At 32.6% G+C, this 14538-nt stretch carries 16 protein-coding genes; all 16 read left to right on the top strand.

Annotation, left to right across the window (positions count from 1 at the left end; all coding sequences use genetic code 11):
• Positions 1–45 precede the first annotated feature (45 nt).
• The 16 genes from C3E90_RS01510 to C3E90_RS01585 all read left to right on the top strand — a co-directional run bounded on the left by C3E90_RS01510 (position 46) and on the right by C3E90_RS01585 (position 14260).
• A complete protein-coding gene (locus C3E90_RS01510) occupies positions 46–1725 on the top strand; it encodes an acyl-CoA mutase large subunit family protein (RefSeq protein ID WP_236913779.1) in 1680 nt (559 codons plus the stop codon).
• A 15-nt stretch (positions 1726–1740) separates the two neighbouring features.
• On the top strand, positions 1741–2136 hold the full coding sequence (locus C3E90_RS01515) for a cobalamin B12-binding domain-containing protein (protein ID WP_236913780.1): 396 nt from the start codon (positions 1741–1743) through the stop codon (positions 2134–2136).
• Positions 2137–2153: 17 nt separating this feature from the next.
• Positions 2154–3086: a methylmalonyl Co-A mutase-associated GTPase MeaB gene (meaB, locus tag C3E90_RS01520; protein WP_236913781.1), complete on the top strand. Its 933-nt coding sequence runs from the start codon at positions 2154–2156 to the stop codon at positions 3084–3086.
• A 10-nt stretch (positions 3087–3096) separates the two neighbouring features.
• The gene (gene mce / locus C3E90_RS01525; protein WP_236913782.1) at positions 3097–3498 is read left to right on the top strand and encodes a methylmalonyl-CoA epimerase; all 402 of its coding nucleotides are present in this window, start codon (positions 3097–3099) and stop codon (positions 3496–3498) included.
• Between the two features lie 21 nt (positions 3499–3519).
• Complete coding sequence (locus C3E90_RS01530) at positions 3520–5064, top strand: acyl-CoA carboxylase subunit beta (protein ID WP_236913783.1); 1545 nt, start codon at positions 3520–3522, stop codon at positions 5062–5064.
• A 15-nt stretch (positions 5065–5079) separates the two neighbouring features.
• Positions 5080–5451, top strand: a complete 372-nt coding sequence (locus tag C3E90_RS01535) for an OadG family protein (protein WP_236913784.1) — start codon at positions 5080–5082, stop codon at positions 5449–5451.
• A 26-nt stretch (positions 5452–5477) separates the two neighbouring features.
• A complete protein-coding gene (locus C3E90_RS01540; protein WP_236913785.1) occupies positions 5478–5873 on the top strand; it encodes a DUF2118 domain-containing protein in 396 nt (131 codons plus the stop codon).
• A 25-nt stretch (positions 5874–5898) separates the two neighbouring features.
• On the top strand, positions 5899–7077 hold the full coding sequence (locus C3E90_RS01545; RefSeq protein WP_236913786.1) for a sodium ion-translocating decarboxylase subunit beta: 1179 nt from the start codon (positions 5899–5901) through the stop codon (positions 7075–7077).
• 208 nt (positions 7078–7285) lie between these two features.
• Positions 7286–8038: an ECF transporter S component gene (locus C3E90_RS01550; protein ID WP_236913787.1), complete on the top strand. Its 753-nt coding sequence runs from the start codon at positions 7286–7288 to the stop codon at positions 8036–8038.
• Between the two features lie 16 nt (positions 8039–8054).
• Positions 8055–8831 (top strand): type III pantothenate kinase, encoded by a 777-nt coding sequence (locus C3E90_RS01555; protein WP_236913788.1) that lies wholly within the window; start codon positions 8055–8057, stop codon positions 8829–8831.
• Positions 8832–8963: 132 nt separating this feature from the next.
• Entirely contained in the window at positions 8964–9947 is a 984-nt protein-coding gene (dusB, locus tag C3E90_RS01560) for a tRNA dihydrouridine synthase DusB (RefSeq protein ID WP_236913789.1), read from the top strand.
• A gap of 341 nt (positions 9948–10288) precedes the next feature.
• Positions 10289–10942, top strand: a complete 654-nt coding sequence (locus tag C3E90_RS01565; RefSeq protein WP_236913790.1) for a hypothetical protein — start codon at positions 10289–10291, stop codon at positions 10940–10942.
• A gap of 120 nt (positions 10943–11062) precedes the next feature.
• Positions 11063–11539 (top strand): transcription elongation factor GreA, encoded by a 477-nt coding sequence (gene greA / locus C3E90_RS01570; protein ID WP_236913791.1) that lies wholly within the window; start codon positions 11063–11065, stop codon positions 11537–11539.
• Positions 11540–11557: 18 nt separating this feature from the next.
• Positions 11558–13042 (top strand): lysine--tRNA ligase, encoded by a 1485-nt coding sequence (gene lysS, locus C3E90_RS01575; protein ID WP_236913792.1) that lies wholly within the window; start codon positions 11558–11560, stop codon positions 13040–13042.
• Between the two features lie 65 nt (positions 13043–13107).
• Complete coding sequence (locus tag C3E90_RS01580; RefSeq protein WP_236913793.1) at positions 13108–13677, top strand: uracil-DNA glycosylase; 570 nt, start codon at positions 13108–13110, stop codon at positions 13675–13677.
• Between the two features lies 1 nt (position 13678).
• Complete coding sequence (locus tag C3E90_RS01585) at positions 13679–14260, top strand: uracil-DNA glycosylase (protein ID WP_236913795.1); 582 nt, start codon at positions 13679–13681, stop codon at positions 14258–14260.
• Positions 14261–14538: the final 278 nt, after the last annotated feature.

Below are 14538 nucleotides of genomic sequence, written 5' to 3' on the forward strand. Positions count from 1 at the left end.
ATATTATTAACGGCAAAACTTTTCCAATATAAGGAGGATGGAAATATGTTTAACGAGAAAAAGTTAGAGGAAATTAAAATGGCTGAAAAGAAATGGAAAGAAGAAAAAGTACAAAAGGCCATTAGCAGATTTCCAGAAAGGAAAGAAAAGTTTACAACAGGTTCCAATCTTGAGGTGGATAGATTATATACGCCAGAAGATGTAAAGGAATTGGATTATAAAGAAAAATTAGGTTTTCCAGGAGATTATCCATTTACTAGAGGAGTTCAACCTACAATGTATAGGGGAAGACTTTGGACCATGAGACAATATGCAGGATTTGCTTCTGCAGAAGAATCCAATCAAAGGTATAAATATCTACTAGAACAAGGACAAACTGGCTTATCCGTTGCATTTGATTTACCTACTCAAATTGGCTACGATTCAGACCATGGATTATCTGAAGGAGAAGTAGGCAAGGTAGGAGTTGCTATAGATTCATTAAAAGATATGGAGATTTTATTTGACGGAATACCTTTAGATAAAGTAAGTACTTCTATGACTATCAATGCACCTGCCAGCGTATTATTAGCTATGTATATTGCCGTTGCAGAAAAACAAGGAATCTCTAAAGATAAATTAAGAGGAACCATTCAAAATGATATACTGAAAGAATACATAGCAAGGGGAACTTATATTTTTCCACCAGAACCATCCATGAGATTAATAACCAACATATTTGAATACTGTTCCAAAGAAGTACCTAAATGGAACACCATAAGCATTAGTGGATATCATATAAGAGAAGCGGGTTCTACTGCATCTCAAGAAGTAGCCTTTACACTAGCTGATGGAATTGCCTATGTAGATGCAGCCATAAATGCAGGACTAGATGTAGACGATTTTGCTCCTAGACTATCCTTCTTTTTTAATGCACACAACGACCTTTTAGAAGAAGTAGCAAAATATAGGGCAGCTAGAAGACTTTGGGCAAGGATAATGAAGGAAAGATTTGGCGCAAAGAAAGAAAAATCCATGATGCTTAAATTCCATACCCAAACAGCAGGTTCTACGTTAACAGCTCAACAGCCAGATAACAATATAATAAGAGTAACAATTCAAACCTTAGCAGCTGTATTAGGAGGAACCCAATCATTACACACTAACTCAAGAGATGAAGCGTTAGCATTACCTACAGAAGAATCTGTACGTATCGCTTTAAGAACACAACAAATAGTAGCCCATGAATCTGGAGTAACAGAAACTATAGATCCATTAGCTGGTTCCTATTATGTAGAAAGCCTAACGGATAGGATAGAAGAAGAAGCTATGAACTATATTAAAAGAATTGATGAATTGGGAGGAGCACCAAAGGCTATAGAAAAAGGATATATTCAAAAAGAAATTCAAAATTCAGCATATAATTATCAAATGGAAATAGAATCAGAAGAAAGAATAGTAGTAGGAGTAAACAAATTCCAAATTGAAGAACAAGCACACAAAGATATATTAAAAGTAGACCCAGAAGTTGAAAGATTACAAAGGGAAAAACTAAAAACATTAAGAGAAGAAAGAGATAATGAAGAAGTAGAGAATAGACTAACTAAATTAAAAAATGCAGCTAAAACATCTGAAAACTTAATGCCTTATATATTAGAAGCAGTAAAAGCATATGCTACATTAGGTGAGATATGTGGAGTTTTAAGAGAAGTTTTTGGTGAATATGAACAATCGGTAATACTTTAGAAGGAGGTAAATAAGATGGGAAAATCTATAAGAGTTTTGGTAGCAAAACCAGGATTAGATGGTCATGATAGAGGAGCAAAAGTAATTGCAAGAGCCTTGAGGGATGCAGGTATGGAAGTAATCTATACGGGACTAAGACAAACACCAGAACAAATAGTACAAGCAGCAATTCAAGAAGACGTAGATGTAGTAGCAATGAGCATATTATCTGGAGCTCATAATCATCTTTTCCCAAAAGTAGTTAACCTATTGAAAGAAGAAGGAGTAGATGATATGCTAATCATTGGTGGGGGAGTAATACCAGATGATGATATACCTAAATTAAAGGAAGCTGGTATAGAAGCTATATTTACTCCAGGAACATCTACTACAGAAGTTATAGAATATATTAAGAATAATTTAAAAAGATAATACAGGTGGTGCGTTGATTGAATATAGGGGAAAGACTTCTAAAAGGAGACAAAAGAGCCTGTGCTAGGCTCATTACCATGTTAGAAAATAATGATGAAGAAGCTATAGAAATTATAAAAAAATTATATAAACATACTGGAGGAGCCTATGTAATTGGGATTACTGGACCCCCGGGAAGCGGTAAATCAACCCTTACAGATAGGTTAACAAAAGAGTTGAGGAAAAGGGATAAAAAAGTTGGAATAATAGCCATAGACCCAACAAGCCCCTTTACTGGAGGGGCTATCCTTGGTGATAGGATTCGTATGAATGATTTAGCCTTAGACAAAGGTGTTTTTATAAGGAGTATGGGAACAAGAGGCTCTCTAGGGGGAATGTCAAAAGCTACTTGGGGTGCCACAAAGGTATTAGATATCTATGGTGTAGACTATATTTTTATAGAAACTGTAGGAGTAGGTCAATCGGAAGTCGATATAGTTAAAACAGCAGATACTGTACTAATGGTAATGGTACCAAATTTAGGTGATGATATACAAGCTATAAAAGCAGGTATAATGGAAATAGCAGATGTATTTGCTATAAATAAAGCGGATTTAGATGGAGCAGATAAAACCCAATTAGAAATAGAGATGAATTTAGACTTAGGTGAAAAGAAAGATTATAGGCCCCCTGTAATCAAAGTATCAGCTAGCAAAAATGAAAACATAGATAAATTGATAGGAAAATTAATGGAACATAGAAATTACTTAGAAGAAACAGGGAAATTAATAGAAAGAAGAAAGAGAAACACTAAATTTGAAATAATAAAATTGGTAGAAGAAGAATTAATGGATTTAATAATGAATAAGGCCTTAGAAAAAAATCTATTAGATAATCTCTCAGAAGAGGTTATACTAAATGGTTTAGATCCTTATACTGCTAAAGACAAAGTATTAAGGCTTATTAAATAGGAGGGATTTTATGGTAAATAAGGTGGACCATATAGGAATAGCTGTAAAAAATTTAGATGAAACCTTAAAGTTTTATGAAGAAGTATTAGGAGTTAAATGTGTAAATAAAGAAGTAATAGAGGAGCAAAAGGTAAAGGTAGCCTTTTTACCTCTAGGTGATACAGAAGTGGAACTTTTAGAATCCACTAAAGAAGATGGACCCATAGCTAAATTTATTGAAAAAAAAGGAGAAGGTATCCAACATATTGCCTATAGAGTAGATGATATAGAAAAAGCAATAGAAGTTTTAAAAGAAAAAGGAATTAGACTTATTGACGAAAAACCAAGATATGGTGCTGGAGGAGCAAAGATTGCTTTTTTACATCCAAAATCAACCTTTGGAGTATTAATAGAACTTTGTGAAAGAGAATAAAAGACTAAAAGGAGGGCCAAAATGAAGGAAAAAGTTGAACAACTCCTTGAAACCAAGAAGAAAATAGAACTTGGTGGAGGGGAGAAAAGAATAGCAAAACAACATGAAAGAGGAAAGCTAACTGCAAGAGAAAGAATCAATCTATTACTAGATGAAGGAAGTTTCATAGAAATAGACGCCTTAGTAAAACACAGGTGTACTAACTTTGGGATGGAAAAGACAGAAGCTGAAGCTGATGGAGTAGTTACAGGCTATGGAACAGTAGATGGAAGACTAACTTTTGTTTATGCTCAAGATTTTACAGTATTAGGTGGCTCTTTGGGAGAGATGCATGCAAATAAAATATGTAAAGTACAAGAGATGGCCTTAAAAATGGGGGCACCAATCGTTGGATTTAATGACTCGGGAGGAGCAAGAATTCAAGAAGGAGTAGATGCTCTTTCAGGTTATGGGAAAATATTCTATAGAAATACCATGGCTTCAGGAGTAATACCTCAAATATCAGCAATAATGGGACCTAGCGCAGGTGGAGCCGTATATTCACCAGCTTTAACTGACTTCATATTCATGGTAGATAAAACCAGTATGATGTTCATAACAGGACCACAAGTAATAAAGACTGTAACAGGAGAAGATGTAACTCAAGAGGAATTAGGAGGAGCCAATACTCACAATAAAATATCTGGAGTAGCCCATTTTATGGATAAAACTGAAGAGGAAAGCATTAAAAGGATAAGAACTTTATTAAGCTACTTACCATCTAATAATTTAGAAACACCTCCAGCATATGAATGTAGTGATGATATTAATAGAGTAGAAGAAAGTTTAAATGAATTGGTACCAGTAAATCCAAACAAACCTTATGACATGAAAGAAATAATAAAATTAATAGCAGATGATAATGAATTCTTTGAAGTACAACCCTACTATGCCCAAAACATAATTACAGGATACATAAGACTAAATGGGAAAACCATAGGAGTAGTTGGGAACCAACCAAGAGTATTAGCAGGTTGTTTAGATATTAATGCATCAGATAAAGCAGGCAGATTTATAAGAACCTGTGATGCTTTCAATATACCATTACTAAACCTAGTAGACGTACCAGGATTTTTACCAGGCACAGACCAAGAATATGGTGGAATAATAAGACATGGTGCAAAAATGCTCTATGCTTACAGCGAAGCCACAGTACCAAAAGTGACTTTAATAATTAGAAAAGCCTATGGAGGAGCATATCTAGCCATGTGCAGTAAAGATTTAGGAGCAGACCAAGTATTTGCATGGCCAAATGCAGAAATAGCAGTAATGGGACCAGAAGGAGCAGCAAATATAATATTTAAACACGATATAAAGGATTCGGAAAATCCAATTGAAACAAGACAAGAAAAAATCAAAGAATATAGAGATACAGTAGCCAATCCTTATATTGCAGCTGAAAGAGGATTCATAGATGATGTTATAGTACCAAGCATTACAAGACCAAGACTAATATCGGCATTTGATATGCTTGAAAGTAAAAGAGAGAGTAATCCTAGAAAAAAACACGGTAACCTACCAGTATAGAAGAGGTGATAAAACTTGGGAGACATTATATCCATTGGAGATAGTTTAATGATAACCATATTTAGTATGGTAGTAGTATTTGTAGTCCTTATTGCTATATCCTATTTAATAGATATATTAAGGGTTACTACAAATGGGAAAAAGAATAAAGAAGAAATAAAAAAAGCAAATGTAGTAGAAGAAAAATCAGTTGAAAAGAAAGAAGATATATCAAATAAAGAAAATGTAGATGATGAAGAACTAGTAGCAGTAATATCTGCTGCAGTAGCAGCAAGTTTAGGAGTAAATATTCCTGAGATAAATATAAAAGCCATAAAAAGAATCTCTACAACTAGTTCTCTATGGTCAGAGGAAGGAAGAAGAGAACAAATCCTTGAGAGATTATAAATATTCATACTATAGGAGGTAATAAAATGAGAAAATTTATAATAAATGTGAACGGAAATCAATACGAAGTTGAAGTGGAAGAGGTAACAAATGAAGTAAGCACTACCCAAAGACCAACACCAACACCCCAGCCACAAGCTAAAAAGGCATCAGCACCACAACCAGCACCAAAAGTAGAAGAGAAAAAAGAAGTAGTTGTATCAGAAGGTGCAGAAGCAGTAGAAGCTCCAATGCCAGGAACTATACTCAGTATAAATGTAAATGAAGGAGATACAGTAAAAGGAGGACAAGTACTAGCAATCCTTGAAGCTATGAAAATGGAAAATGAAATTCTTGCTCCAAGAGATGGAAAAGTTGCAAGCATTTCTATTACAAAAGGTGCTTCTGTAAACACTGGAGACAAATTAATAGTTATAGAATAAACAGATGAAAGGAAGGGTAAATTAAATGCTTATAGATATATTAAGGGACTTTTTACAGAGCACAGGATTTGCCGCAATCACTGGTGGGCAAATTTTTATGCTACTAGTATCCTTTGTCCTTCTTTACCTAGCTATAAAGAAGGAATTTGAACCTCTTCTTTTAGTACCAATTGCCTTTGGAATGTTACTTGCAAATCTTCCATTAGCAGGACTTATGAAAGAACCAATAGTGGAAATTGTGAAAGATCCAAATACAGGTAAATTGGTATCAGAGACAAAAGAACTAGGAGGATTATTATATTACCTATATCAAGGGGTAAAACTGGGGATCTATCCACCACTAATTTTCTTAGGGGTAGGGGCTATGACGGACTTTGGGCCCTTAATAGCCAACCCAAAGAGTATATTACTAGGAGCAGCAGCTCAATTCGGTATATTTTTTACATTTATCGGCGCAATTGCTTTAGGGTTTGCAGGGCCAGAAGCTGCAAGTATTGGTATCATAGGAGGAGCAGATGGCCCAACAGCTCTTTACTTAACTAGTAAGTTGGCACCTCATCTATTAGGACCCATAGCAGTAGCAGCTTATTCATACATGGCTTTAGTGCCAATAATACAGCCACCTATTATGAAGGCATTGACCACTGAAGAGGAAAGAAAAATAGTAATGGAACAACTTCGTCCTGTATCTAAAAAAGAAAAAATATTATTTCCAATAGTGATAACAGTATTCGTAACATTATTATTACCATCAGCAGGTCCATTAGTAGGAATGTTAATGTTAGGTAATTTAATGAGAGAATCAGGGGTAGTAGAAAGGCTATCCAAAACAGTTCAAAATGAGTTAATGAATATAGTAACAGTATTTTTAGGGCTAACAGTAGGGGCCACTGCCAATGCAGAAATCTTTATCCAGTGGGGAACAATAAAGATAATAATATTAGGGCTAATAGCTTTCTCCATAGGAACAGCAACAGGAGTTATATTTGGAAAGATTATGTGTAAAGCAACTGGGGGAAAGGTAAATCCATTGATAGGAGCAGCAGGGGTATCAGCAGTACCAATGGCAGCAAGAGTTGCACAAAAAGTTGGACAGGAAGCAAATCCAAGAAACTTTTTACTTATGCATGCCATGGGACCAAATGTGGCAGGAGTTATTGGTTCTGCAGTAGCAGCAGGATTATTGTTAATGTTCTTTGGATAATGTGATAGAGAACGATTCTCTGTAACATTTTACTCTGAATTATATCTAAATTTTAGGGTAAAACTAAAAAAAGGTTGAAAAATTATACTAGAAAAACTATAATAAACTTATGGTTTGCCAGCATCATTACATAAGAGCTGGACATATAGTAAACAAAATAAAATAATCGACTGGTATCCGAAAGGAACTAGAGCGGAGGGATGAATCAATGGATAAAAGTGAAAAAAGGCTATCTATTAGGAGGATGGCTATCGTTGGTGTGCTAGGTGGTATTTCCATAGTGTTAGGTATGACACCTTTAGGTTTTATTCCAGTAGGACCCACTAGAGCAACTATAATGCATATACCGGTAATTATTGGTGCCATAATGGAAGGACCTTTAGTAGGGGGATTAATAGGATTAATATTTGGGTTATTTAGTATATTCCAAGCAGCCACAAATCCAACTCCTGTATCTTTTGTATTTTTAAACCCAATAGTTTCGGTACTACCTAGAGTATTAATAGGGCTAGTAACTTACTATGTTTATAGATTCTTTAAAGACTTGGGGACTAGGAAATCTATATGGATATTAAATATAATTTGGGGGATTATGCTCATTTATTTAACCTATGGATTATATACAAATATTAAAGACTTTACAAACCCATGGACTCCTTTAGCGAATATTCTATTGATAGTACTGACCATAGGAATAGGCATTTATACCAATAAAAATATGAAGGATAAAGCTGTTGATATAATAATATCTACTACATTGGGTACCTTGACTAATACGGTAGGAGTTCTTTCAGCCATATATTTTATTTTTGGGGAACAGTTTGTTGAAAAATTAGGGCAAAGTGCAGAAATGGCTAGAAAAGTCATATTTGGAATAGGAGTAGCTAACGGTATACCTGAGATAATTATTGCAATAATTGTAGTTACCAATGTTGTAGCTGCCTTAAGTAGAAAGAAATAGATTGGATGTGGAAGGGATGTTATTAGTAGTTGATGTAGGCAATACTAATATAGTACTAGGAGTATATGAAGGAGATAGCCTATTATACGACTGGAGAATTGCTACTTATAAAGATAAGACTTCAGATGAATACGGTTTGTTATTTGAACAAATATTTAAATACCATGGCCTTTGTCCAAAGGATGTAAAGGATGTAATCATTTCATCAGTGGTACCTACATTGATGCACACATTATCTGCCATGAGTATTAAATACTTTAGTAGTGAACCAATTATTGTTGGCCCTGGAGTCAAGACAGGCATGAATATTAAGTATGATAATCCAAAAGAAGTAGGGGCAGATAGAATTGTAAATGCAGTAGCAGGTTATGAAAAATATGGTGGTCCTTTAATAATAGTTGATTTTGGTACAGCTATAACTTTTTGTGCCATTTCAAAAGAGGGAGAGTATTTAGGAGGAGCAATAACACCTGGTATTAGAATTTCTAGTGAAGCTTTATTCTCAAGAACAGCTAAACTACCTAAAGTAGAAATATTAAAACCTCAATGTATAATTGCTAAAAATACGGTTAATAGTATCCAAGCAGGTTTAGTTTATGGCTATATTGGTTTGGTAGATTATATCATCAAAAGAATGATGGAAGAAATGAAGGAAGAAGAAGGAGAAGTAAAAACTGTAGTAGGTACAGGAGGTTTTTCTTCTTTAATTGCTAGTGAAAGCAAATACATTAATAAAATTGATAAGTTATTAACACTTGAAGGACTTCGTATAATATATGAGAGAAATAAGTAGCCATATGGCTACTTTTTTCTAATAATTATGATAAAGAGAAACCTTATTATATCATTTTTTAAATGTATTAGATATAAGTTTACTTCACTAATAACATTATGACAAAATTTTGTTTGTGTAAAGGTGATACTAATGAAGATTGGAAATATTAATTTAGAAAACAATGTTTTTTTAGCACCAATGGCAGGAGTTACTGATAAAGCATATAGAATTATCTGTAAAGAAATGGGAGCAGGATTAGTGGTTTCTGAAATGGTAAGCAGCAAAGGATTATATTATCATGATAAAAAAACTGATCAATTGACAGATATAGACTTGAAAGAAAGACCCGTTGCTTTACAAATATTTGGATCAGACCCCTATATAATGGCAGAAGTAGTTGAGAAGATTATTAATCCTCGAGAAGATATAGACATAATCGATATAAACATGGGTTGCCCTACACCTAAAATAGTAAAAAATGGGGATGGAGCTGCATTACTAAAAAACCCAACATTAATCAGGAAAATATTGAAGGAGATTACAAAAGTATCTAACAAACCTGTTACATTGAAGATTAGAATGGGTTGGGACCATAATAGTCTAAATGGAATTGAAGTAGGGAAAATAGCTGAAGAAGGAGGGATATCAGCTATAACCATTCATGGTAGAACTAAGGATATGTTTTACTCGGGAAAAGCTAATTGGGATTTTATTAAAGAATTAAAGGAATCTTTAAATATTCCTGTTATAGGAAATGGAGATATATTTGAACCTATAGACGCAATAAATATGATGAATTATACTGGATGTGATGCAGTAGCTATTGGAAGAGGAGTAATGGGAAACCCTTGGATATTCAATAGAATAAAGTTAATTATGAAAGGTAAAGAAGATATTAAACCATCCAATGAAGATATTATTAATATGGCAATAAAACATTTAGAACTTATATGTAATATAAAAGGAGAAAAAGTTGGAGTAAGAGAGATGAGGAAGCATATATCTTGGTATCTAAAAGGGATGAAAAATTCTAATAGGATAAAGAATGAAATGAATACTGTAGAAAGCAAAGATAAAATGAAAGAAATTTTGTTAAACTATCTGTTAGAATTAAATACCTTTGTTGTAAATTAGTTATACTTCTTCCACAACCTTCATATAATACATTACAATATTATAGAGGGGGGATTATTATCGAGTTTCTTTATATTATAGGAGAGAAGAAATATTATTCTCATTTTAACAAAGGATTAAAGAAAATAATCCCAAACAAATTTTTTCCAACCACAAGAGTTAAAATTTTAGAAGATATAAAAAATAATGATGGAAAAACAATAGGTAAAGTTGGAGGAGTTTTTTTAAATAGTTTATATAAGGGAAAAGATGAGATAGTTGAAGAAGTTATTTTAGCAATAGAAAAACTTAAAAATGAAAATACTAACAACCTTATTTTGGAAGAATCAAGTTTATTTACTATGGATGATTTAAGATTAATTGAAAGGAAGACCAATTTAAAAATAGTTAATGGAATAAATACTATTACATTTTTTTTACCTTCTGTTTTAAAAGAAATTTATAAAAATTTAAATGAAGATTTAAAAGAAAAAGAAATATTAATAATAGGAGATGATAAAGAGCTTACTAAAGGCATAATAGAAAGTCTATATAAGGAAGTAAGATTTATAACATTAGCTGGTGATGATGAAGATACTATAGAAAAAATATCAAATTATATGTTAGAAAAAACTGGTTTATCTATTTTTTATTCTAAAAAAATAGATAAAATCTTGACAAATTACTCTATAATCATTAATCTTAAAGATAATTACTATTTAAATACAGATAAGTTTAGAAAAAAAGCCATTATATTCGATTGTAGTATTAGTAAATGGTTAAAGAACAAAGCCGCTGAAGACAGAAGAATAGTTATTATCGAAGATTTTATTTTTAAAATCGATTATTTAAATATAAGAGAAAATGAGTATATAAGTTCCTTAATACCTTCTTATTTCTATGAACAATTTAATCGATTAAATTCTGCTGATTTTGCAGGTTTATCTATTGGAGGAGAATTTTATAATATTGAAAATTTTGCAGATTACCAAATAAGAATTAAGGGAAAGCTCTAAGTACTTGACAACGACCTTCCCCTTGATTATAATATTCTGCATATATAGGTAATAATTATTTAATGTTTTTCCGTTTAAAGGGCGCATAGGCCAAAATATTTAATAGAAGGAGAGAATTATATGGCTGAAAGGGATGTGTTTTTGACATTAGAAGGGCTAAAAAAGCTAGAAAATGAATTAGATGAATTAAAAACTGTTAGAAGAAGAGAGATTGCAGACAGAATAAAACAAGCTTTGGCTTTTGGAGATATAAGCGAAAACTCAGAGTATGATCAGGCAAAGAATGAACAAGGGCAATTGGAAGAAAGAATAGCAAAGTTGGAAATGATACTTAGAAATGCTAAACTAATAGATGATGAAGATATATCTACTGATGTAGTAAGTATAGGTTCAAAAGTTGTGGTAAAAGATCTTGAATATGATGAAGATATGGAGTATATCATAGTAGGCTCGGCAGAGGCAGATCCATATGAAGGGAAAATTTCTAATGAATCACCGGTTGGAAAGGCTTTATTGGGTAAAAAGGCAGAAGAAATAGTAGAAGTACATGTACCTGATGGACTTATTAAATATCAAATTATAAGCATTACAAGATAAGAGGAGGTTATATAATATATGTCAGGAACGGAAGAGAATATTAATGAAATGCTAATGATTAGAAGGGAAAAGTTAAAAGAATTAATAGAGATGGGAGAAAACCCCTTTCTTATAGAAAAATATGACTGTACTCATCATAGCATTACTATTAAAGATAACTTTGAAGAATTAGAAGAGAAAACGGTTTCAGTTGCTGGTAGAATAATGTCTAGAAGAGGTCATGGTAAGGTTAGTTTTATGGATTTGCAAGATGGTAAAGGTAGAATACAAATATTTGTTAAAATGGATGCTATAGGAGAAGAAGCTTATAATAAATTAAACCTTCTGGATATAGGAGATATTGTTGGAGCAAAAGGAGAGGTATTTAAAACCAGAACCGGTGAAGTTTCTATAAGGGCAAAGGAAATGATTCTATTGACTAAATCATTGCAAATCCTACCTGAAAAATTCCATGGACTAAAGGATCAAGATTTAAGATATAGACAAAGGTATGTAGATTTAATAGTAAATCCAGAAGTAAAAGAAACTTTCATTTTAAGGTCTAAAATAATCAAAGCTGTGAGAGAGTATCTCGATGATAGAGAATTTTTAGAAGTAGATACTCCTATATTAAATACTATCGCTGGTGGAGCGAATGCTAGGCCCTTCGTAACCCATCATAATACACTAGATTTAGATATGTACTTAAGGATTGCCAATGAATTATATTTAAAAAGACTTATAGTTGGTGGATTTGACAAAGTATACGAAATGGGAAGAATGTTTAGGAATGAAGGTATGAGTTATAAACACAATCCTGAATTTACAAATATTGAACTCTATCAAGCTTATGCAGACTATGAGGACATGATGAAACTGACGGAAGAGTTAATAGCTTATGTAGCAGAAAAGACATTTGGTAGTACTAAGATTAATTATCAAGGTAAAGAGATAGACTTAACACCACCTTGGAGAAGGCTTAGTATGATAGATGCAATAAAAGAATATGTAGGAATCGATTTTAATACCATAGATACAGATGAAGAAGCTATTGAAGTTGCTAAGGCAAAAGGATTAGATATTGAACCTAGTATGAAGCGAGGACATATAATCAGTGAAATGTTTGAAGAGTTTTGTGAACAACATTTAATTCAACCTACTTTTATTACCCACCATCCTGTGGAAGTATCACCTTTAGCAAAGAGAAATCCTGATGACCCGAGATTAACTAATAGATTCGAAGCTTTTATAAACACTTGGGAAATAGCCAATGCATTTAGTGAATTAAATGACCCAATAGATCAAAAAGAAAGATTTATTGAACAAGCAAAACAAAGAGAAGCTGGAGATGTGGAGGCCCATATGATGGATATGGATTTTGTTAATGCTTTAGAAGTGGGACTTCCACCAACTGGAGGACTAGGAATAGGAATAGATAGACTTATTATTATATTAACTAATCAACCAACTATAAGGGATGTAATATTATTTCCAACTATGAAACCAATAGGCGAAGATGAATAAGTTTATGAGTCAAAGGATTATCCTTTGACTCATTGTTTATTATTAAAGGGCATGGAGGGGCATTTATGTATACTTTAGATAAACTTCAACTAATAGTGAAAAGATGTGAAAGGTGCTTTTTATCTAAAAATAGGAGAAAAGTGGTTTTTGGAGAAGGGAATGAAAATGCAGAGATAATTTTTATTGGTGAAGGTCCTGGATACAATGAGGATAAAATAGGGAGACCTTTTGTCGGAAGAGCTGGGCAGCTTCTAGATAAAATGCTAGGTGCTATTAATTTAAAGCGGGAGGATGTATATATTGCTAATATTGTAAAATGTAGACCTCCAAACAATAGAAATCCTTTAGAAGAAGAGAGTAATACTTGCATAGAATTTTTAAGATGGCAAGTAAAGATAATTGACCCTACAATAATTGTATGCTTAGGAGCTATAGCAGCTAAAAATATTATAGATAAAGATTTTAAAATTACTAAGGATAGAGGTAATTGGATAAATCGTGGGAAATACTCTATTATTGCCACATATCATCCAGCTGCCCTCCTACGGGATGAGGGTAAAAAGAAAGAAGCTTGGGAAGACTTTAAAAATATAAAGAGAAAGTATGAAAAAATTAATACTAATAAGAAAGAGTGATATGGTGAAAGAAGAAAAAATGAAATTATTAAATAAAAAAGTAATGGAAGAATATTCTCATGAAAAAATAGTATTAGGGCATGGAGATTTAAATAGTTCCATCATCCTTATTGGAGAAGCCCCTGGAGCAAAAGAAATAGAAATGGGGGAACCTTTTGTAGGGCAAGCAGGAAAACATTTTGGGGAATTTTTGGAAGTATTAAATATTAAAAGGGAAAATGTATATATTACAAACTCTGTAAAGTATAGGCCAACTAAGATTAATCCCAAAACTAAGAGATTATCTAACAGAACTCCTACATCTAGGGAAATAGATGCTTTCAGGAGATATATTTATGAAGAGATAGATATAATAAAGCCTAGTATAATAGTTACCTTAGGTAATACTCCTCTTAAAGCTATATTTAATGATGATTTAAAAATTGGAGAAGTCCATGGGAAAATAATGGAAGTAAAAATACAAGATGAAAATTACAGAATTTTCCCATTATATCATCCTGCTGCAATTATATATAGAAGAGAACTAAAAGGCACATATATGGAAGATTTAATAAAATTAAAGAAAGAAATAAAGAACTTTTAAATAATGGTTGACATTTATCAAAAAAGGGTATAATATATTTACTTGTCAGCTTCAATAAGTTGTGTCCAACAAAAGTCAAAATAAAATGATTTTAAAAATAAATCAAAATAATGTTGACATGAACTTAAATATTTGTTATAGTATAGGAGTTGACAAAAAACTGAACCTTTTAATTTAATAGTGTGAAGTACTTTGAGTAAGATATAAACAAACAGGCAAACTTTTTTAATGAGAGTTTGATCCTGGCTCAGGACGAACGCTGGCGGCGTGCCTAACAC

It is taken from the genome of Clostridium sp. Cult2, from assembly GCF_021655075.1.
GTDB lineage: Bacteria > Bacillota > Clostridia > Tissierellales > Tepidimicrobiaceae > Schnuerera.

What these genes read in the sequence shown, in the direction of transcription:
- C3E90_RS01545 (WP_236913786.1), top strand. Translation starts at nt 5,899, where the DNA reads ATGCTTATAGATATATTAAGGGACTTTTTACAGAGCACAGGATTTGCC.
- C3E90_RS01515 (WP_236913780.1), top strand. Translation starts at nt 1,741, where the DNA reads ATGGGAAAATCTATAAGAGTTTTGGTAGCAAAACCAGGATTAGATGGT.
- C3E90_RS01580 (WP_236913793.1), top strand. Translation starts at nt 13,108, where the DNA reads ATGTATACTTTAGATAAACTTCAACTAATAGTGAAAAGATGTGAAAGG.
- C3E90_RS01540 (WP_236913785.1), top strand. Translation starts at nt 5,478, where the DNA reads ATGAGAAAATTTATAATAAATGTGAACGGAAATCAATACGAAGTTGAA.
- C3E90_RS01530 (WP_236913783.1), top strand. Translation starts at nt 3,520, where the DNA reads ATGAAGGAAAAAGTTGAACAACTCCTTGAAACCAAGAAGAAAATAGAA.
- greA (WP_236913791.1), top strand. Translation starts at nt 11,063, where the DNA reads ATGGCTGAAAGGGATGTGTTTTTGACATTAGAAGGGCTAAAAAAGCTA.
- lysS (WP_236913792.1), top strand. Translation starts at nt 11,558, where the DNA reads ATGTCAGGAACGGAAGAGAATATTAATGAAATGCTAATGATTAGAAGG.
- mce (WP_236913782.1), top strand. Translation starts at nt 3,097, where the DNA reads ATGGTAAATAAGGTGGACCATATAGGAATAGCTGTAAAAAATTTAGAT.
- C3E90_RS01565 (WP_236913790.1), top strand. Translation starts at nt 10,289, where the DNA reads ATGGATGATTTAAGATTAATTGAAAGGAAGACCAATTTAAAAATAGTT.
- C3E90_RS01585 (WP_236913795.1), top strand. Translation starts at nt 13,679, where the DNA reads ATGGTGAAAGAAGAAAAAATGAAATTATTAAATAAAAAAGTAATGGAA.
- C3E90_RS01510 (WP_236913779.1), top strand. Translation starts at nt 46, where the DNA reads ATGTTTAACGAGAAAAAGTTAGAGGAAATTAAAATGGCTGAAAAGAAA.
- C3E90_RS01550 (WP_236913787.1), top strand. Translation starts at nt 7,286, where the DNA reads ATGGATAAAAGTGAAAAAAGGCTATCTATTAGGAGGATGGCTATCGTT.
- C3E90_RS01555 (WP_236913788.1), top strand. Translation starts at nt 8,055, where the DNA reads ATGTTATTAGTAGTTGATGTAGGCAATACTAATATAGTACTAGGAGTA.
- dusB (WP_236913789.1), top strand. Translation starts at nt 8,964, where the DNA reads ATGAAGATTGGAAATATTAATTTAGAAAACAATGTTTTTTTAGCACCA.